Origin of the sequence: Flavobacterium sp. (assembly GCF_027482425.1) — a bacterium.
GTDB lineage: Bacteria > Bacteroidota > Bacteroidia > Flavobacteriales > Flavobacteriaceae > Flavobacterium.
The window spans coordinates 19161-39974 of record NZ_JAIXWA010000050.1; the positions used below are offsets into that span (position 1 = coordinate 19161).

The 20814-nt window shown below is 44.1% G+C and carries 17 protein-coding genes; 14 read left to right on the top strand and 3 right to left on the bottom strand.

Translation table 11 applies throughout. The features are described 5' to 3' along the window. The first annotated feature begins 65 nt into the window (after positions 1–65). Entirely contained in the window at positions 66–575 is a 510-nt protein-coding gene (locus tag Q0037_RS06805; RefSeq protein WP_297516896.1) for a M15 family metallopeptidase, read from the top strand. 10 nt (positions 576–585) lie between these two features. Further along, a complete protein-coding gene (locus tag Q0037_RS06810) occupies positions 586–1623 on the top strand; it encodes a patatin-like phospholipase family protein (RefSeq protein ID WP_297516897.1) in 1038 nt (345 codons plus the stop codon). A 69-nt stretch (positions 1624–1692) separates the two neighbouring features. Here the strand turns inward: Q0037_RS06810 and Q0037_RS06815 are convergent, their stop codons facing one another. After that, positions 1693–3741 carry a M13 family metallopeptidase gene (locus Q0037_RS06815; RefSeq protein ID WP_297516898.1) on the bottom strand — a complete coding sequence of 683 codons (2049 nt, stop codon included), beginning with the start codon at positions 3739–3741 and terminating at the stop codon, positions 1693–1695. Between the two features lie 130 nt (positions 3742–3871). Here Q0037_RS06815 and Q0037_RS06820 point away from each other — a divergent pair, with 130 nt between their 5' ends. From Q0037_RS06820 to Q0037_RS06840, 5 genes are all read left to right on the top strand, one after another. Continuing rightward, positions 3872–4567 (top strand): SCO family protein, encoded by a 696-nt coding sequence (locus Q0037_RS06820; RefSeq protein WP_297516899.1) that lies wholly within the window; start codon positions 3872–3874, stop codon positions 4565–4567. A gap of 86 nt (positions 4568–4653) precedes the next feature. Then, positions 4654–4878: a FeoA family protein gene (locus Q0037_RS06825; RefSeq protein ID WP_143161677.1), complete on the top strand. Its 225-nt coding sequence runs from the start codon at positions 4654–4656 to the stop codon at positions 4876–4878. A gap of 9 nt (positions 4879–4887) precedes the next feature. After that, positions 4888–6993 carry a ferrous iron transport protein B gene (gene feoB / locus Q0037_RS06830; protein WP_297516900.1) on the top strand — a complete coding sequence of 702 codons (2106 nt, stop codon included), beginning with the start codon at positions 4888–4890 and terminating at the stop codon, positions 6991–6993. Positions 6994–6998: 5 nt separating this feature from the next. Then, positions 6999–7124, top strand: a complete 126-nt coding sequence (locus Q0037_RS06835; RefSeq protein ID WP_297516901.1) for a FeoB-associated Cys-rich membrane protein — start codon at positions 6999–7001, stop codon at positions 7122–7124. A 293-nt stretch (positions 7125–7417) separates the two neighbouring features. Continuing rightward, positions 7418–9646: a TonB-dependent receptor gene (locus tag Q0037_RS06840; RefSeq protein WP_297516902.1), complete on the top strand. Its 2229-nt coding sequence runs from the start codon at positions 7418–7420 to the stop codon at positions 9644–9646. 43 nt (positions 9647–9689) lie between these two features. On the opposite strand, the gene Q0037_RS06845 is transcribed toward Q0037_RS06840, so the two are convergent. Beyond that, a complete protein-coding gene (locus Q0037_RS06845) occupies positions 9690–10508 on the bottom strand; it encodes a ZIP family metal transporter (protein WP_297516903.1) in 819 nt (272 codons plus the stop codon). Continuing rightward, on the bottom strand, positions 10501–11157 hold the full coding sequence (locus tag Q0037_RS06850) for a metal-dependent transcriptional regulator (RefSeq protein WP_297516904.1): 657 nt from the start codon (positions 11155–11157) through the stop codon (positions 10501–10503). The genes Q0037_RS06845 and Q0037_RS06850 overlap by 8 nt, the downstream gene beginning before the upstream one ends. Before the next feature lie 75 nt (positions 11158–11232). Between Q0037_RS06850 and Q0037_RS06855 the strand changes: the two genes are divergently transcribed. The 7 genes from Q0037_RS06855 to Q0037_RS06885 all read left to right on the top strand — a co-directional run. Beyond that, positions 11233–13278 (top strand): TonB-dependent siderophore receptor, encoded by a 2046-nt coding sequence (locus tag Q0037_RS06855; RefSeq protein WP_297516905.1) that lies wholly within the window; start codon positions 11233–11235, stop codon positions 13276–13278. Positions 13279–13323: 45 nt separating this feature from the next. After that, entirely contained in the window at positions 13324–14463 is a 1140-nt protein-coding gene (locus Q0037_RS06860) for a lycopene cyclase family protein (protein ID WP_297516906.1), read from the top strand. Positions 14464–14561: 98 nt separating this feature from the next. Further along, complete coding sequence (locus Q0037_RS06865; RefSeq protein ID WP_297516907.1) at positions 14562–14972, top strand: BrxA/BrxB family bacilliredoxin; 411 nt, start codon at positions 14562–14564, stop codon at positions 14970–14972. A gap of 330 nt (positions 14973–15302) precedes the next feature. After that, complete coding sequence (locus Q0037_RS06870) at positions 15303–16667, top strand: rhodanese-related sulfurtransferase (protein WP_297516908.1); 1365 nt, start codon at positions 15303–15305, stop codon at positions 16665–16667. A gap of 172 nt (positions 16668–16839) precedes the next feature. Next, a complete protein-coding gene (locus tag Q0037_RS06875; protein ID WP_297516909.1) occupies positions 16840–18255 on the top strand; it encodes a regulatory iron-sulfur-containing complex subunit RicT in 1416 nt (471 codons plus the stop codon). Continuing rightward, positions 18239–18724: a gliding motility lipoprotein GldH gene (locus tag Q0037_RS06880; protein ID WP_297516910.1), complete on the top strand. Its 486-nt coding sequence runs from the start codon at positions 18239–18241 to the stop codon at positions 18722–18724. Before Q0037_RS06875 ends, Q0037_RS06880 begins: the two co-directional genes overlap by 17 nt. A 2-nt stretch (positions 18725–18726) precedes the next feature. Further along, the coding region (locus Q0037_RS06885; protein WP_297516911.1) for a transglycosylase domain-containing protein at positions 18727–20814 on the top strand (2088 nt) is incomplete at its 3' end.

Consider the following 20814-nt stretch of genomic DNA (forward strand, 5'->3'; position numbering starts at 1 on the left):
ACAGAGTGAAAAAAATAATTTATATAACAACATCTTGAAAGGCTTAATTTAAAAACAACAATCCCATGGACACTCCCACCCAAAACCGCATCGCCCAACTCCATCCTTCGGTACGCGCTGAAGTGACCCAAATCATTCAAGCCTGTGATCAAGCACTCACCGGGCGGGCCAAAGTACGAATCACACAAGGACTACGCACCTTCAAAGAACAAGATGATTTATTTGCACTCGGGCGAACCCACGTCAATCCCCAAGGAAAAACCGCCAAAAAACCGCTCGGCAATCGTGTTACTCAAGCCAAAGGGGGACAATCGGTGCACAACTATGGCTTTGCCGTTGACATTTGCCTTATCATCGACGGAAAAACAGCCTCCTGGGACACCGCCAAAGACTGGGACAATGACACCGTCGCCGACTGGTACGAGTGCGTGAAAATCTTTGCGCAATTCGGCTGGGAATGGGGCGGCAACTGGAAAAATTTTAAAGATTTCCCCCATTTTGAAAAGAAAGGATTCAACAACTGGCGCCAATTGATCAAACGCCAACGCGACGCACAAGGGTATGTAATGCTTTAAAAAGATAATCATGAACCGTAAAATCACCCTACTCTCCCTCGATGGCGGAGGAATTCGAGGCATTATCTCCTGTATCATTCTGAAATACATCGAAGAACAACTCCAACAAAAGGATCATCCTCAGGCCAAACTCGGTGATTATTTTGACCTTATTGCGGGAACCAGTACCGGCGGACTCATAACGGCGTTGCTGCTTTGCCCCGATGAACACCAAAAAGCGAAGTTCTCGGTGACCGAAGCGCTTGCTTTGTATACCGAGAAAGGAGCCACCATTTTTGACGTATCGTTTTGGGACAAACTCCTCAATCCGTTTGGGCTACTCAAAGAAAAAATCGACGATACCCCTCTTGAACAAGAGTTAGCCCACGTGTTTGGTTCACTCGAACTACGGCACCTCATCAAGCCGTGTTTGATTACCGCCTATGATATCACTGCACGAAAAGCAACCTTTTTTACAAGTCACAATGCCGAAAATCCCATACGCAACTTTCGGGTCACCGATGTCTGCCGGGCTACCTCAGCAGCGCCTTCTTATTTTGAACCGGCCCAAGTAGTTTCACTCTCGGGCGAACAGTTTACCCTCATCGATGGCGGGGTCTATGCCAACAATCCCGCCTTGTGTGCCTATGCCGAAGCGCGAAAAATTCCCTTTTCCAAAGTGCTCAACCACCCCGAAAAACCCGATTACCCTACAGCCAATGATATGATTGTGGTGTCGGTAGGAACGGGAACGGTGTTGAAACCCTATGCCTTTGACGATTTTAAAAATGCGGGAAAAGTCGAATGGATAACCCCACTCATCGATATCTTGTTGTCGTCCAACGTAGAAACGGTCAATTACCAAATGCAAAAAATGTATGAATCCCTCGGGAATGAAAATACACAACACTATTTCCGGTTGATGCCCGAACTCTTAAAAGCGTCCTCCGAAATGGACGATACCTCTCCCGAGAATATCCAAAACCTCATTCAAGACGGACTCACCTTTGTTCGAAAAAATCAGGTTCAACTCGACCAAATTGTCCAAAAACTCCTCGACAACCGCTAAAAAATCAGTACCTATGCATACAAAAGGCCGCTCTTTGGGAACGGCCTTTTGCATTGCTAAACGGTTGAATTACCATATCTTCACCCGTTTCTCTGGAGCTAGGTACAATTTGTCATTCTCCTTAATATTAAACGCTTGGTAAAACGCATCAACATTGATCAACGGTACATACGCACGGTACATTCCGGGCGAATGCGGATCGGTTTTCACCTGATTTTTAATCGCTTCATCGCGCATTTTGGAGCGCCAAATCGTAGCCCACGAAATAAAGAATCGTTGTTCGGGCGTAAATCCATCGATTAATCCTGGATTTCCATGGTCTTTCAAGTACAATTGTAAGCCGTCGTAGGCTGCGTTCACTCCGCCCAAATCGCCAATGTTTTCCCCTAAGGTAAATTTACCATCTACAAAAGTTCCCGGTAAGGGTTGCAATGCACTGTACTGATCGGCCAAAGCTGTTCCCAAAGCAGTAAACTGTTTTAAATCCTCATCCTTCCACCAATTGACCAAATTCCCGTCGGCATTGTATCGCGCCCCTGAATCGTCAAATCCGTGCGATATTTCATGCCCAATGACAGCACCGATGCCCCCGAAATTGACTGCATCATCGGCCTTATAATCGTAAAAAGGCGGTTGTAAAATAGCCGCTGGGAACACAATCTCATTATACGACGGATTGTAATACGCATTCACGGTTTGGGGTGTCATCCCCCAACGGGTCTTGTCTACGGGCTTGCTTAAATCGTCGATGTTGTTTTGGAAATTCCAACGCGACACATTCTCCATATTTTCAAAATAAGTACCTCCGTCAGCTAGGGCTTTGATTTCCAATTTGGAATAATCTTTCCATTGATCGGGGTATCCAATTTTTACGGTCGACTTACGCAATTTTTGAATGGCACCTACGCGGGTTTCGGGAGCCATCCAAGGCAAGTTGTTGATGCGGTTTTCAAAAGCACGAAAGACGTACTTGATCATTTTTGCCGCTTTCTCTTTGGCTTCAGCAGGGAACTTTTGCGCTACATACAATTTGCCTAAAGCTTCCCCCACCGTTCCGTTGACCACTTGAAGCGCACGCTCCTCACGGGGACGTTGTTTTTTGGCGCCTTGCAACGTTTGACTGTAAAACTCCCAGTTGGCTCGTTCGATATCGGTAGTCAATTGATCGGCGTAACGGTTGAGGAGGGTCCAACGCAAATAGGCTTTCCAAGCATCGACTTCATTGGCCTGAAAAAGGGTCTCCAAAGCAGCCATGTATTTAGGCTGTGACACAATCACGGTGTCGATACGCTTGATACCCGCACCCATGATATAATTGCGCCAATTGACCGAAGGCGTGAGGTTTTGCAATTGCAAAATATCCATCGGATTGTAGGATTTTCTGCGGTCGCGGCGTTCTACACGGTCAAAACGCGGTTGTGCCATCGCAGTTTCTAAGGCCAAAACACGGGCAGCATCGGCTTGCGCTTTGGCTTCTGACAAACCGAGGTATTGCAACATACGGGCTACATGGGCTACATATTTTTGACGTTTTTCTTTTGAATCGGCATCCTCCGATACATAGTAATCCCGGTCGGGCAATCCCAAACTTCCAGGGCCAATACTCAACACATTTTTGTTGCTATTTTTGGCATCAGCGCCCACAAACATGCTATAAAAACCAACGCCTCCAAACGGCAAACGGTCGATCATTAACTTGTTTAAATCGTTGACATTTTTCACCGCATCGATTTGCGCTAAGGTCGCTTTCAAGGGTTGAATCCCGCGTTTGTTGCGCGCCAACGTATCCATATAGGTTTTATACACATTGACAGCTTTGGCTTGGTCCGATTTGAGGTCCAACTTCTTGTCGTTGGCCGCTTGTTTCAGAATGGCTAACGCGTCTCTATCGGTGTTTTGACGCAATTCATCAAAACTTCCCCAACGCGTACGGTCGGCGGGAATATCGGTTTTGTCAAACCAAGTGCCGTTTACATACCGAAAGAAATCATCGCCGGGTTTGACCGACGTATCCATCAAGTCCAAATGAAGACCCGATTTATTTTGTGCTGCAGCCGTATCCAAAGCCAAACAAGCGGCTAGGGTGGCAACAAAAGTGAGTACATTGTGGTTTTTCATACCGTGTTTTGTTTAGTTTTCCCAACAAAGCTATCAAAATATTGATTGAATAGTTGTTAAATTCTGTATAATCCTCAAGGGAAATCCGTTGAATTCGATACGGGTTTGTACTTTTGCCAAAATTTTTGGCATGGGCACCTTTCTCAAAAAATACCGCTTTTTTATACTCTTTTTTGTGTTGTTTTCCATCATCACCGTGAGTGCTTTTTATTCGGTATTAAAACCCAAAAAAAACCTCCCGATATATACCCCAAGCGATGTCAATCCAGAATTGGTCGATACAACGGTGCAACATGTAGCCTTGGAACACCGCATCGAATCGTTTGCCTTTACCAATCAAAACGGGAAAACGATTACCGATAAAGACTATGAAGGAAAAATTTATGTCGCCGACTTTTTCTTTACTACTTGTCCCACTATTTGTCCCAAAATGACCAACAACATGGCGTGGTTACAGGAAAAAATCAAAAACAACCCCAACGTAAAATTGCTCTCTTTCTCAGTGACCCCCGACATTGACAGCGTTCCCGTTTTAAAAGCCTACGCGCAAAAAAAAGGCGTATTGGACCACAAATGGAACCTGCTTACAGGCGATAAAAAAGCGATTTACTACTTGGCACGCAAATCATTTTTGGCCGTAAAAACAGGCAATCCCAAGGAATTATACGATATGGTGCACACCGAAAATTTTGTGCTCGTCGATGCCCAACAACGCATCCGTGGGTTTTATGACGGCACCAACCTCGATGGCCCTACCGAACCGGGCGTAAAAAATGTACAACAATTGTGGGAAGATATTCAGTTTTTATGCGAACCCAAAGAATGAATGTCAAACAAAACTTAATTTTTTGGAGGAAACCTCATTATCGGGTGGATTTCCGTATTTTTGTATTTTAATTCAATCTAAATAAAGTGAGCGAAACCTTAGCCGACATGAAAATCGGACAACAAGCGACCATCGTTGAGTTTAACATCGATACCATTCCTTTGAAATTACTGGAAATGGGGTGCCTTCCGGGCAATCGCGTGGAATTGTTGCAAATCGCTCCTTTGGGAGATCCGCTTTATTTTACCATCAACGATTCGCACGTGGCCATTCGTATTGAGACGGCTCGGCAAATAGAAGTGACATTCTAACGACTTACCATGGTGGAAAAAACGATAAAAGTAGCTTTAATTGGGAATCCCAACACCGGTAAAACATCGGTATTCAATCAACTTACGGGATTAAAACAGCAAGTGGGCAATTACCCCGGAATTACCGTAGAAAAGAAAATTGGGTATTGCCGTTTGAACGAAACCACCCGCGCTACGATACTCGATTTGCCCGGCACCTACAGTTTGAATGCGAGTTCCATCGACGAAAATGTGGTGATCGAACTTTTACTAAACCGCAAAGATGAAAACTTTCCCGATGTAGTGGTTGTAGTTTCTGAAGTAGAAAACCTCAAGCGAAATCTGCTTCTTTTTACCCAAATCAAAGACCTTGAAATTCCTACCATTTTGGTCATCAACATGAGTGACCGTATGAAATTGAAAGGCATCGAATTGGATATTCCCTATTTGGAAGCCCAATTGAAAACCAAAATCGCGCTCACGAGTTCCCGAAAAAATATTGGCATCGAAGAAATCAAACAACGTATTCTCGACTACCAATCCTTACCCACAGCACCGTGTTTGAATGCCTCCTCCATTGACCCCGAATACTTCGACAAATTACGCAAAGCCTTCCCCAATCAATTGGTGTACAAACTGTGGTTGGTGATTACGCAAGACGTCAATTTCTTGAATTTGGAGCGGAACGAAATGAAAAGCTCGTTCACCAAATCGCATACGGAACTCCGACGGTTGCAGCAAAAAGAAACCATCAAACGGTATCAGTTTATCAACGATACGTTAAAAGTGGGACAAACCATCGACCGATCCAAAGCGGGCAACATCAGCGCACGCCTCGATCGCATTCTTACCCACAAAATCTTTGGCTACCTTATTTTCTTTGTGATTCTCTTTGGCATCTTCCAATCGATTTTCGACTGGTCGAGTGTCCCTATGGATTTTATCGACGAAACGTTTGCGCAACTCGCTACGTACACCGCAACCCATTTGCCCCCCGGCGAATTCACCAATTTAATTACCGAAGGGATTATTCCGGGCATCGGTGGGATTCTCATTTTTATTCCGCAAATCGCCTTTTTATTCTTCTTTATTTCTGTCTTGGAAGAAAGCGGCTATATGAGTCGGGTGGTGTTTTTGATGGACAAAATCATGCGACGCTTTGGCCTCTCGGGGAAAAGTGTTGTGCCCCTAATTTCAGGTACCGCCTGTGCCATTCCTGCCATCATGGGAGCGCGCAATATCGAAAATTGGAAAGAGCGGTTGATCACTATTTTGGTCACGCCTTTTATCACTTGCTCGGCACGCCTACCTGTGTATGCTATTTTGATTGCCCTCATCATTCCTGAGAAACATGTTTTGGGATTCATCAGCCTTCAAGGACTTACCTTGATGGTATTGTACCTGTTGGGATTCGGAATCGCGTTGTTGTGTGCGTTTATTCTGCATAAGGTTTTGGACCTAAATACGAAGTCCTATTTTGTGGTAGAAATGCCCGGGTACAAAATTCCCATGGCCAAAAACGTGGGCATCAATGTGGTCGAAAAAACCAAGTCATTTGTCTTTGGTGCAGGGAAAATTATTTTAGCCTTATCGGTCATTCTCTGGTTCCTTGGCTCGCATGGGCCAGGTGATGAATTTAAAAATGCCGAAAAAATTATTGAACAAAAAGTTTACAATTCCCCTGTCCCTATCAATCCGTCGGTCATTCCCAATTGGACTGCCGAATACAAATTGGAACACTCGTATATGGGCATCGCAGGGAAAATGATCGAACCCGTGATTGAACCACTGGGCTACGACTGGAAAATTGGTATCGCGGTAGTGAGCTCATTTGCCGCACGTGAAGTGTTTGTAGGTACTTTGGCCACTATTTACAAAGTAGGCGACCAAAGCGAAGAAGAAACTACCATCAAAGAACAAATGCGCCACGAAGTTCACGAAGACGGCAGCCCAGTGTTTAACTTGGCTAGCGGCATTTCACTCTTGCTGTTCTATGCTTTTGCCATGCAATGTATCAGCACCCTCGCCATCGTAAAAAAAGAAACCAATTCATGGAAATGGCCCATGATTCAATTGGTGTTTATGAGCGGTATCGCCTACGTTTCGGCCTTGGTCGCCTATCAGTTTTTAAAATAATTCGTATGGGCATTCAAGAAATTTTCTTGTACTTGGCCTTGGGCATCGCGCTCGCCTATTTGTTTGAGCGCTTTAAAAAACGACCCAAGAAAAAAGATAAAAACTGTGGTGATGACAATTGTGGCTGTTAATTTTTGGGCAATCCCCCGAGTGAACGCCTTTCGTAGCTAATTTATTCCTGCTGCTCGGGGTCGGGTCTTCCGTTGCAATGCCGCCGCTTCGTTCCTCCGCTGTCGGGATTTCCACTCCACCCCCTATTGCAATAGCTGCCTCGATATCAGCCTGTTATTCGCCAAAAAAAAACGCTTTAAAAAAACGGATCTTTTTCCCTTGCCTTAAACAAAAATTAAATTTATTATTATTCTTATTTAAACTTTGTCTAAATAAGAATAAGGATGTATCTTTGCCGAAAATTTTCAAAAACATGCGCATTATTGCCCCTATATTGGCTGGACTTTTGCTTACCGCAGCGGCTACACAAGCCCAAGAAGTGAAAAAAGATACGGCCACCGTTACCCTCGACCAAGTCATCATTTTCATCAAAGAACAAACTCCCGATCGAATGCCTGCTGTACAGCAACAAACCATCTATTCGGGAAAGAAAAATGATGTATTACGTCTCAACGAAATCAACGCCAACCGAACCACCAACAATGCCCGCGAACTCTTTTCGCGGATGGCCGGTGTTTCCGTATGGGAAAACGACGGATCCGGAATTCAAGTCAACGTGGCCGTACGTGGATTAAGTCCCAACCGCAGCTGGGAACTCAACACGCGTCAAAATGGTTACGATATTTCCTCCGACGTTTTTGGCTATCCCGAAGCCTATTACAATCCTCCGATGGAAGCCGTAGAACGTATCGAGTTCATCCGCGGTGGGGCTTCATTACAATTTGGACCTCAGTTTGGAGGGATGATCAACTATGTATTGAAAAAAGCACCTGAGAAAAAATTCAGTTACGAAACCCAAAATACAGTAGGAAGTTTTGGCTTAGTAAGCAGCTTCAATGCAATCGGTGGAAAACACGGAAAATTTACCTATTACGCTTATCACCATGCTCGTAGAGCCGATGGATGGCGCGATAATACTGGGTATCAAATTAGAAACTCTTTTGTCAACTTGGGCTACGAATTTGCACCGCACTGGAAAGCACAAGTAGAATTCACCACAATGGACTATGAGTTGCAGCAACCTGGCGGTCTGACTGATGTACAATTTGCCGCCGATCACCGTCAATCGTTACGCGATCGTAACTGGATGGGAACGCCTTGGAACTTGGCTACGATTACCATTACAGGACGTTGGAGTCCTAAAATCACCTCGGATTTCAAATTGTTCGGACTCTATGGCGAGCGCAATAGTGTGGGATTCACTGCCGCTCCTAATGTAGTTGATGCGATTAACCCAACGACTTTAGCGTATGCCAACCGTCAGGTCGACCGTGATCGTTATGCGAACTTCGGCTTGGAAAACCGTTCGCTTTGGAACTACTCGCTTGGAAAAACACAACATCATTTGGCTTTTGGGTTCCGTCTGTATCAAGCCGATACCAACCGTAGACAACGCGGTACAGGGACCAACGGTAGTGATTTTGACCTTACCGTTAGCGATCGTTATCCAAGAAACTTGGACTTTACCACGCGCAACATTGCCCTTTTTGCCGAAAACATGTTCCAAATCACGCCGGCTTGGACCGTAACACCCGGCGCACGTTTAGAAATCATTGAATCGGTAGGTTCAGGTTTATTCAACCGAGTGAGCGGTAACGATGTATTGATGCCCAACCAAGAATTAAACCGCACCCAACTCCTATTCGGTTTAGGAACCGAATACCGCATTGGAACTACCAATGTATATGCAAACATTTCTCAAGCGTATCGCCCCGTATTGTTCTCTGATCAAACGCCTCCTGCTACGACCGATGTTATTGATCCTAACTTACAAGATGCCAATGGATATACCATCGATTTAGGCTACCGCGGTACGTATAAAAACTGGATTAATTTTGATGTATCTTACTTCTACATGGTGTACAATAACCGCATTGGTACGTTAAATCGCTTTATCAACGACGACCCTACGCAGGCGGCTTTTGCCTTCCGCACCAACTTGGGTAAAAGTATCCACAAAGGAGCCGAACTATACGGTGACATCAGTTGGTTTGATGTGTTTGGAGCACCAAAAACATGGGGGAAATTGAAAACCTTTGCTAGCAGTGCCTTCATCAGTGCCCGTTATGATGATTTTGCGGTAACGAGTGTAAGCGGTGCTGCTCCTAACGTTACCATTACCACCACCAACCTCGCTGGAAAACGGGTAGAAAATGCCCCCGAATTCATACACAACTTTGGAATTAGCTGGGAGTACAAAAAAATATCCATCAGTGCGCAACAACGTCAAAACGGTGCTGTATATACCGATGCACAGAATACCGTTACACCCACAGCCAACGGAGTAAACGGACGTATTGGTGGGTATAAAGTAATTGACTTAGGGATGGAGTATCGATTTAAAAATTATAATCTTCGAGGGGGAATCAACAACCTTACGAATGAAAAATACGCAACTCGACGCGCTGGAGGCTATCCCGGGCCAGGGTTATTGCCCGGAGAAGGACAAAGTTTTTACGTTTCGATTGGGGCAAAATTTTAATTATCTATTCATAAAAAAGGCAGCTTCATCACTGCCTTTTTTATTATCCTAAAGCGACATCAAGCATCATCATGACAATAAAACCACCGATGAAACCTAGGGTAGCAATATCGGTATTTTTGTCTTGCTGCGTTTCGGGAATCACTTCTTCAACGACCACAAATATCATCGCTCCTGCTGCAAAAGCTAGGGCATACGGCAACAAAGGGGTAAAAAAGGTAACCGCAACCGCTCCCAAAACCCCCGCTATGGGTTCGACCAACGCCGACGATTGACCGTACATAAAACTCTTCCATCGGCTCATTCCCATACGACGGAGCGGCATCGACACGGCAATTCCTTCCGGGAAATTTTGAATTCCAATCCCAATTGCCAAGGTCACAGCCCCAGCAATAGAGGCTTCTGGGATACCTGCAGCGACACCGCCAAAAAGCACACCCACAGCCAACCCTTCTGGGATATTGTGTAACGTTATTGCCAAGACCAATAATGTTGTCCGTTGCCAAGGTGATTTCATGCCTTCGGTTTCTTGGAAATTGAGGTGTAAATGCGGTAGAATTTTGTCCAAACCAAAAATGAAAAAGGCGCCTAATAAAAACCCAAGTGCGGCAGGCATCACTTTTACAAAACCTTCTCCTTTGCTCATTTCGATGGCAGGAGCCAATAAACTCCAAAAACTGGCCGCAACCATAACACCACCTGTAAAACCAAGCATCCCATCGAGAACAACGCGGTTCATCGTTTTAAAGAAAAACACAAACGAAGCACCCAGAGCGGTCAATCCCCACGTAAATAAAGTCGCCAACAAAGCAGCCAATACGGGGTCAATTTGTTCAAAAAAACGAAGTACAGCATCAAACATGTTTTAAAACATAAAGGTTATCGGTAATTTTTTGAGAAAGTACCAAGGTAGTTCCGTTGATACATACCGTAAGTGAATGATCAAACGGCTCCCGTTCAACCAATTCCACTTGGGCGCCCAAGGCAATTTTTTGTTTATCCAAATACTGCAAAAATCCAGGCGATGAATCCCGCACACCCATAAAGCGATACGTTTTATGAAGCTGTCCGTCTGACAAAAGTAACCGTTCTTCTTTGACCATTTCTCCTTTGGCATTCGGTATTGGGTCGCCATGGGGATCAAAAGCAGGATGCCCCAAAAACTCATCCAACCGAGCGATTAAAGCCTCCGACTGAATGTGTTCCAATTCCTCGGCGATATCATGTACCTCATCCCATGCAAACCCCAATTTTTCGACCAAAAACACCTCCCATAAGCGGTGTTTACGCACCACCATCTTGGCTTTTAGTAACCCCGATTCGGTTAATGAAACACCTTGGTATTTCTGATAAGAAACCCAATTTTTATCGGCCAATTTTTTGAGCATATCTGTTACAGAAGAGGCTTTGGTATCCAACGTTCCCGCAATAGCATTAGTAGTCACCCCTTTGGGAGTCACCTGCGATAAATGGTAAATGACTTTGATGTAGTTCTCTTCGGAAATGGTCATCTGAATTTTTATTTATTCAAAAATAATACTTTGTTTTGAATAAAACTATTTTTAGTTTTGTCTAAATATTTTTTTATGAAATATAAAATTGCAGTTTTTTTTTTTTTTTTTTTGATAACACTAAGCAGTCAAACGCCCCAAGACAGTCTTCCCAAAGGTACGACACAATTGGATGAAATTGTAGTGTCGGGAACCTTAAAACCTGTAAAACGGCTCGAGAACGCGGTACCCGTAGAAATCATTACGTCGACTTTTTTAAAACAAAACCCAACGTCAAATTTGGTAGATGCCTTGCAAAATGCCAACGGATTGCGTCCGCAAAACAATTGCAATGTTTGCAACACCTATGATATTCGCATCAATGGTATGGAAGGCGCTTATACCATGGTCACTATTGACGGAATGCCCATTGTCAGTGCGTTGGGAACCGTTTACGGCCTCTCAGGAATTCCCACTTCCATGATTGAACGCATTGAAGTCGTCAAAGGGCCCGCCTCCTCCCTATATGGTAGTGAAGCGGTTGCTGGGTTACTCAACATAATCACCAAAAGACCCGAAAACCATAAACGTTTTACCGGAAACTTTTTTACTACCTCATGGTGGGAGCACAATCTAGATTTAGGCTACCGTTTGGGCTCAAAAAAATCAGGAAACGGATTGCTAGGCGTCAATTACGTGCATGCTCAAAATAAGGTGGATGAAAACCGCGATAATTTTACTGATGTCGCCCTGCAACACCGCATGGCGCTTTTTGGAAAATGGAATTTCAATCGGAAAAGCGGCAAAGCGTTTCAATGGGTAGGACGGTATTTGTATGAAGACCGATGGGGCGGGCAAATGCAATGGAATTCTTCATTTCGCGGAGGCGACCAAGTCTATGGGGAAAGTATTTACACCTCGCGCTATGAACTTCTCGGTTTGTATGAACTGCCTACCGAAGAAAAAATTAAAATACAATACTCCTGGATTGGTCATGACCAAAATTCAGTATATGGGAATTCGGTATACCTCGCCCAACAAAACATTGGGTTTGTGCAAGCGCTTTGGGACAAACAAATGGGGAACCACTCGCTTCTAACGGGAACAGCCTATCGCTATCAATTTTACAACGATAATACGCCCGCTACAGCGCAACCGAATCACATGCATATTGGAAGTTTTTTTGTGCAAGATGATTGGACCTGGAGTGCCAAAACGGGAGCGCTCCTTGGCATGCGCTATGATTACAATTCGGCTCACGGCTCCATTTTTACGCCGCGAATCGCTTTAAAATGGAAGCCTGCTCCCAACGCCGTGATGCGGTTTAACTTGGGAACCGGTTTTCGCGTCGTCAATCTTTTTACCGAAGATCATCAAGCGTTGTCGGGTGCTCGGGATGTGATTTTGGCTGAATCCTTGCGCCCCGATACCTCGTACAATGCCAATTGGAATTACTTACACAAGTGGTCGACGAGTAATGCTGGCACCTTTGTCATAGAAGCCTCCACATGGTTGACGTATTTCACCAACCGTATCTTACCCGATTACGATACCAATCCCAATGCCATTATTTATAAAAATTTGGACGGCGACATGCGCATGTGGGGCAGCGGCTTGCAAGGCGATTGGATCAGTCCGTTTGGCATTACGGCCTCGCTTGGATTTAACCTCTATCGCCCAACGGTTCGGCAAGAAGGACGTGAATTTCAACCCTTATTTGCCGAACGTTATGGGGCCAATTGGTCGATTGCCTTTACCCCGAGAAACAGCAAATGGACCATCGATTACACAGGAAACCTCACCGGCCCCATGCGCTTGCCACTGCTCGGCCCCTTAGATCCACGACGGGAATATTCCTTGCCGTTCAGCATTCAAAACATTCAATTGACCTACAAAGGTTGGCATCGTTTTGAAATCTATGGCGGAGTGAAAAACCTACTCAACTGGACCCCCAATCGCGGAAATCCGTTTTTGATTGCACGCGCCAACGATCCATTTGACCAAAACGTGCAATTTGACAGCAATGGTATGGCTTTGCCCACGCCCGACAACCCGTTTGGTCTGACCTTTGACCCTACGTATGCCTACGGTCCTAATCAAGGGATACGCTGTTTTATAGGAGTTCGTTTTCATTGGGATTAACAAATGTTTGGGCAAAAGGGCAGCGGTTTTTGTTACCTTTGAATCGTGCAACATTTTCATTACATCTTCACGGGATCCGGACTCGCGGCTTTATTGACCGTTCGAGAAATGATGCAGCATCCCTTTTTTCAGGATAAAAAAATCCTCTTACTCGATGCCGATGCCAAAAAAACGAACGATCGCACCTGGTGTTTTTGGGATGAAAAAAAACATTTTGAAAATATACAACACAATGCTTGGGATGCAGCCGTGTTTGCCGATGCTGATTTTGAGCGTCGTTTTGCGATGGCACCTTACACGTATCGGATGATTCGGGGAGTGGATTTTTACCAAACGACCTTTCAAGAAATTGCGCTTTATTCTAACATTACAATACGGCAAGAAAAAGTAATAGATTTTCAAGAATTGGGAAACCATTGTTTGGTTAAAACCGAAAACCAAAGCTTTACCAGCAACTACGTTTTCAATTCCATTTTCAACCCCGAACCGTTAGTTTCACAAAAGAAATTTCCCTTAGTGCACCAACATTTTGTAGGTTGGTTTGTCCAAACCGAAGCGCCCGTTTTTAATCCCGATTGCGCTACTTTTATGGATTTTTCGGTACCTCAAAAGGAGAATACCCGATTCATGTATGTACTGCCCACCAGCGAAAAAGAGGCTTTATTGGAGTTTACCTTATTTTCGGCCAACCTGCTCCAGCGCGAGGAATATGAAATGGAAATTAAAGCCTATTTAGAACGCTTGGGCGTTATCAACTACACCATCACAGAAACTGAACAAGGCAACATCCCGATGACCTGTTATCCCTTTTGGAAACACAATACCGAACGCATCTTGCACATCGGTTCGGCAGGCGGTTGGACAAAAGCAAGTACAGGCTATACGTTTAAAAATGCCCTCAAAAAATCAAAGGTATTGGTTGATTTTTTAACACAAAACAACGACCTGCGAAAATTTCAAACCTTGAATCGTTTTTGGTGTTACGATTTACTCCTGATCGATATTTTATTTCACCAAAATAAAGTCGGAAGTTCAATCTTCGCGAGTATGTTTCGCAAAGGAAAAGTGGATACCATCTTTAAATTTTTGGATGAAGAAACCACTTTTTTAGAAGATTTAAACATTATTTTACGTTGTCCCAAGACTTTGTTTTTAAAAGCCTTGTGGCATCGCTTTTTTGGATAATAACCAACACATTTATAACAAATCTTTATCGTTTGTTGGAAAATTTTAATTTGAAAAGGTTGTACCTTTGTTGCACATTAACGTAATAGAAAATCATTATGTATCCAGAAGAAATGGTAAACCCCATGCGTGCAGAATTAAAGGACGCAGGTTTTCAAAACTTATATACTGCCGATGCGGTAGAAAATGCAATTAAACAAAACGGCACCACCTTGGTTGTAGTAAACTCCGTATGTGGCTGTGCCGCGCGTAATGCGCGTCCGGGCGCAAAAATGAGTTTGGATGGCGATAAAAAACCCGATCAATTGATTACGGTTTTTGCCGGTGTCGATCGCGAAGCGGTGGACACAGCACGTCAACACATGTTCCCGTTCCCTCCATCATCGCCGAGCATGGCGTTGTTCAAAGACGGTGAATTGGTTCATATGTTGGAACGTCACCACATCGAAGGACGTCCTGCTGAAATGATTGCAGAAAACTTAAAAGACGCGTACAGCGAATTCTGTTAAGCGTTTTTAAAACAAAACAACAACCCTCAATGGCTAACCGTTGGGGGTTTTTTTGTGGTAAATAAAGAATACTTTCTTCTCCATTTATCCTTTTGATAGTATCAAATGATTCTATGGGACAACGAATTTTCATTTTCAAAAAGTGCTCCTTCATAGCACGGTGCGCAAGGGATAGCAGCGAAAATCCTTTTGGGTTTCCCAAAAGATTGTAGCGGATAGCCCGACCCCTTGGGGATGCGCCCAAATCTTGGAGAATTCAAATAAAACAATACCTTTGCGCTCGAATTCCGCCATTGTGAATTCATTTATCTCACTTAATACGTTTATAGCATGCAACTGTACAACACATTAAGCGCAGAGGAAAGAGCTCAATTAATTGAAGAAGCGGGTCAACAACGGTTGACATTATCTTTCTATGCGTACGCCAAAATCGAAGATCCCAAAAAATTTCGCGACGATTTATTTTTAGCCTGGAACGCCTTGGATGCGTTGGGTCGTATATACGTAGCCCACGAAGGAATTAATGCCCAAATGAGTGTTCCCGCCGAGCATTTCGAGGCCTTTCGGGAAACCTTGGAAGCCTATGATTTCATGCATGGGATTCGGTTAAATGTAGCCGTGGAGCAAGATGATTTCTCTTTTTTGAAATTGACGATTAAAGTGCGTCACAAAATTGTAGCCGACGGATTAAACGATGAGACTTTTGATGTGACCAACAAAGGCGTGCACTTGAATGCCCGCGAATTCAATGCGATTTTGGACGATCCGAATACGATTGTGGTAGATTTTCGCAACCACTACGAAAGTGAAGTGGGTCATTTTAAAGGTGCGATTACGCCGGATGTGGAAACGTTTCGCGAATCGTTGCCGATTATCAATGAGCAATTAAAAGATTTTAAAGAAAATAAAAACCTCGTGATGTATTGCACCGGCGGTATTCGTTGTGAAAAAGCGAGTGCGTACTACAAGCATCAGGGTTTTAAAAATGTATTCCAATTGGAAGGCGGCATTATCAACTATGCCAAACAAATCAAAGAAGAAGGATTAGAAAGCAAGTTTATTGGAAAGAATTTTGTGTTTGACCATCGTTTGGGCGAGCGCATCACTGATGATATTATTGCACAATGTCACCAATGCGGGAAACCCTGTGACGATCATACCAATTGCGTAAACGACGGCTGTCATTTGTTATTTATTCAATGTGACGAATGTAAGGCCGCGATGGAAAATTGTTGTTCGCAAGAATGCCTGGACACCATTCATCTTCCTTTGGCAGAGCAAGTAAAATTGCGCAAAGGAATCCAAGTGGGCAACAAAGTCTTCCGCAAGGGGAAATCTGAAAAACTAAAATTCAAACATGCAGGTGAATTACCTGAAGTACCGCTTGCAAAAGCGACAACGGATATTCGCCAAAAAATCAACCCGAAACATCGGGTAAAAAAAACACTTCTCGGCAAAGTTGCGCATAACTATGTAAAAGCCGGTATCGGTTTGGTAGAAATGCAACACGGCGCACTGCAAAACGGCGATCGCATCCTTATTGTGGGTCCGACCACCGGCGAAATGGAACTTACCCTTTCCCAGATGCACGTCAATGGTGTTGCGGGAACAATGGCACAAGCGGGCGACAAAGTTACCTTTACCGTTCCGTCACGGGTTCGCTTATCCGACAAAGTGTATTTGATTTTAAACTAAAAAAATACCTTGCTTTTTCGCCTGATTTCGCTGAGAGTCGGGCGATTTTGTTGAAAACACCTTCCCCCTTTTTTGCATTTTCCATAATTGAAAAAATACTATCTTTACAAACGAATCGTTTAGGGTAAACGTAGTCGATGGATTACTGTCGACGATCAATATATATTTTCTTATGGCATGTACAAACTGTTCCTGTGGTTCGTCAAAAAGTGACGGGGCCAAAGGATGTGGAAATAATGGCACTTGCGGCGCCAATAGCTGCAACAAACTTACAGTCTTTGATTGGTTAGCCAACATGAGTCTCCCTTCAGGGGAAGCCCCGTTTGACTGTGTGGAAGTTCGTTTCAAAAACGGGCGTAAAGAATTTTACCGCAATACGGAAAAACTTACGTTAAGCATCGGCGATATTGTGGCAACAGAGTCATCTCCGGGACATGATGTAGGCATAGTGACCTTGACGGGGGAATTGGTTAAAATTCAAATGAAAAAAAAGGGCGTCGATCACAATTCGGCAGAAGTACTAAAAGTATATCGAAAAGCCTCTCAAAAAGATATTGACATTTGGAGTGCCGCGCGCGATCGCGAGGAGCCGATGAAGGTTCGCGCTCGTGAATTGGCAATTCGTTTGAATTTGGAAATGAAAATTTCGGATATTGAATTCCAAGGTGATGGTTCCAAAGCTACTTTTTACTACACCGCCAATGATCGGGTGGATTTCCGTCAGTTGATTAAGGATTACGCTTCTGAGTTTAAGATTCGTATCGAAATGAAGCAGGTTGGTTTTCGTCAAGAGGCTTCGCGCTTGGGCGGAATTGGATCCTGTGGACGCGAATTGTGTTGCTCGACATGGTTGACGGATTTCCGCAGTGTCAATACTTCGGCGGCGCGCTACCAACAATTATCGTTGAACCCGCAGAAATTGGCTGGGCAATGCGGTAAATTGAAGTGTTGTCTCAATTTTGAATTAGACACCTACATGGATGCTTTGCGTGACTTTCCCGATTACGAAACCAAATTGAAAACGGAGAAAGGCGATGCGGTTTGTCAAAAACAAGATATCTTCAAAGGATTGATGTGGTATGCCTATACCGATAATTTTGCCGCTTGGCATGTGTTGAGTGCCGAACAAGTGAAGGAAATTATGGCCATCAACAAAGATGGAGGTCTCGCTTCAGCCTTAGAAGATTATGCGGTTGAAGTGGAGCAAGAAGTTGAAAAAACATACAACAATGTGGTCGGACAAGAGAGTATCACTCGATTTGACCAACCCAAAAAGAAAAACCGAAATAAGAGCAAAAACCGAAATAAAGGGAATGGGCGAGAAGGCGCCGTTGTAGAAGGCCAACCCCGTGCGGTGAGTCCGGATAAAAATCAAGGACAAAGAAACAATCAATCGCAACGCAACCATCAAAACCGTCCTGCACAACAGCAGGCACAACCTAAAGATAATTCAGGAGTCCAATCACAAGGGCAATCCAACACAGGCGAACAACGCGCAAACAATCGCAACAAACGGAACAAAAAACGTTCTGGAAACAGAAATCGAGGCAATTCGAATGAGAGCAAAAACAATGAAGGTACGAACTAGTTTACTCTTTTTAGGGCTGTTGATAAGTTGCGCATCGTGCGACAAAAACGGCGTATTTGACGAATACAAATCGGTGGGCAATGCTTGGCACAAAGACAGTATTGTTCATTTTAACTTACCTAAGTTGGAGGCCGGAAAAAAATACAACTTGTTTTTGAATGTGCGCGACAACAAAGACTATCCGTTTGACAACCTTTTTGTGATTGTTTCACTTGAGCAACCCAATCGAAAAGTCTTGGTGGATACCCTAGAATACAAAATGGCGCATCCTGATGGAAGCTTGATGGGCGATGGTTTTAGCGATCTCAAAGAAAATAAGCTTTTTTACAAAGAGAAGTTCACTTTCGACCAAAAAGGAAACTATAAAGTACATATTCAACATGCCTTACGAGAAACCGGAAAAGTTCCTGGGGTCGAGCGTTTAAATGGCATTACGGAAGTTGGATTTAGAATAGAAACGACCGAATAATTATGGCAAATCAATCCCCGAAACCCCTGACTGTCGCTAAAGACATCAAGTACTACCAGAAAAAGTTTTGGCGTTTCTTTTTTTACACGCTAGGGAGTGTTTTCTTGTTTTTCCTTTTTGCCTCGTGGGGCCTTTTTGGTGCCATGCCTTCTTTTGAAGACTTGGAGAATCCGAACTCCAACTTAGCCACCGAAATCATCTCCAGTGATGGGGTCGTATTGGGAAAATTTTACAATGAAAACCGAACGGCAGTTAAATACAAAGACCTTCCAAAACATTTGGTGGATGCTTTGGTATCGACGGAAGACGAGCGTTTTTATGAACATTCCGGTATCGATGCCAAACGAACTTTTGGCGCAGCCGCACGATTCGGAGCCAACGGAGGAGCAAGTACCATTACCCAACAGTTGGCCAAATTATTGTTTCATGGAGAAGGGTCTAAGTTTTTACCGTTTCGGGTGGTTCAAAAAGCCAAAGAATGGATTATTGCCGTGCGTTTAGAGCGTCAGTATACCAAAGATGAAATCATCGCTTTGTACTTTAACCAAGTTGATTTTGTTAACGGAGCCGTAGGTATTCGATCGGCTGCAAAAGTATATTTTAACAAAGAGCCAAAAGACCTTACCATCAACGAAAGTGCTACGTTAGTTGGTATGCTTACCAATCCCTCGCGGTTCAACCCAAAACGTTTTCCTGAACGCTCATTAAAACGAAGAAATGTGGTGTTGGGGCAAATGGTACGCAATAAGAAGCTCGAACCTGCAGCGAGAAATCTATTGGAAAAACAACCCATTAAACTTGATTTTCGTCCAGAAAGTCACTATGAAGGCTTGGCTACCTATTTTCGAGAATACCTTCGGGACTATATGAAAAATTGGGTGAAAGAACACAAACGGGCCGACGATGAAGAATATGACATTTACGGCGATGGGTTAAAAATCTACACCACTCTCGATTCCAAAATGCAGGAACATGCCGAAGAAGCGGTTCGGGAGCACATGAAGAATTTACAAGAGGAATTCTTTTTACAACAGAAAGAGAACAAAAATGCGCCCTTTGTAAACATCACTCCAGCCGAAACCAATAAAATCATCAACCAAGCCATGCGCAATTCCGAGCGTTGGCGAATCCTCAAAGCAGATGAAAAAACGGATGAGGAAATTATTGCTTCCTTCAAGAAAAAAACCAAAATGACCATTTTCACTTGGCAAGGGGAACGCGATACGGTAATGACTCCTCTGGATTCAATTCGGTATTACAAACATTTCTTGCAAGCTGGTATGATGGCGATGGAACCCCAAACGGGGCACATCAAAGCCTGGGTGGGAGGCATCAATTACAAATATTTCCAATACGATCACGTAGGGCAAGGCGCACGCCAAGTGGGGTCGACCTTCAAGCCGTTTGTCTATGCCACCGCGATCGAACAACTGAACATGTCGCCCTGTGATACCATCATTGACGGCCCGTTTATGATTCGCAAAGGGAAACATAATGTAACCGAAGATTGGGAACCGCGCAACTCCGATCACCAATACCGCGGTATGGTTACGTTGAAAAAAGCCTTGGCGTATTCGATCAATACCGTATCGGCGAAGTTGATTGACAAAACCGGACCCGAACCGGTAGTCGAACTTACCAAAAAACTGGGCGTAACTACCGAAATCCCGATGCAACCTTCTATTGCTTTAGGTGCAGTAGATATTACTGTTCAAGATATGGTGGCGGCCTATTCTACCTTTGCTAATCAAGGGGTGTATATCAAACCACAATTCATTCAGCGCATCGAAGATAAAAACGGAGCCGTGATTTACGAACCCGTTGCTGAATCGCATGATGTGTTGAATAAAGATATTGCCTTTGCCGTAATTAAACTGTTAGAAGGCGTAACCGATGAAGGCTCAGGTGTACGTTTACGCACGCAATCCGGAGGAAGTGGCGACACGCGTTGGACGGGTTATCCGTATATGTTTACCAACCCTATTGCCGGTAAAACAGGAACTTCGCAAAATCAATCCGACGGTTGGTTCATCGGCATGGTGCCCAACTTAGCCACCGGCGTTTGGGTGGGTTGTGAAGACCGATCAGCA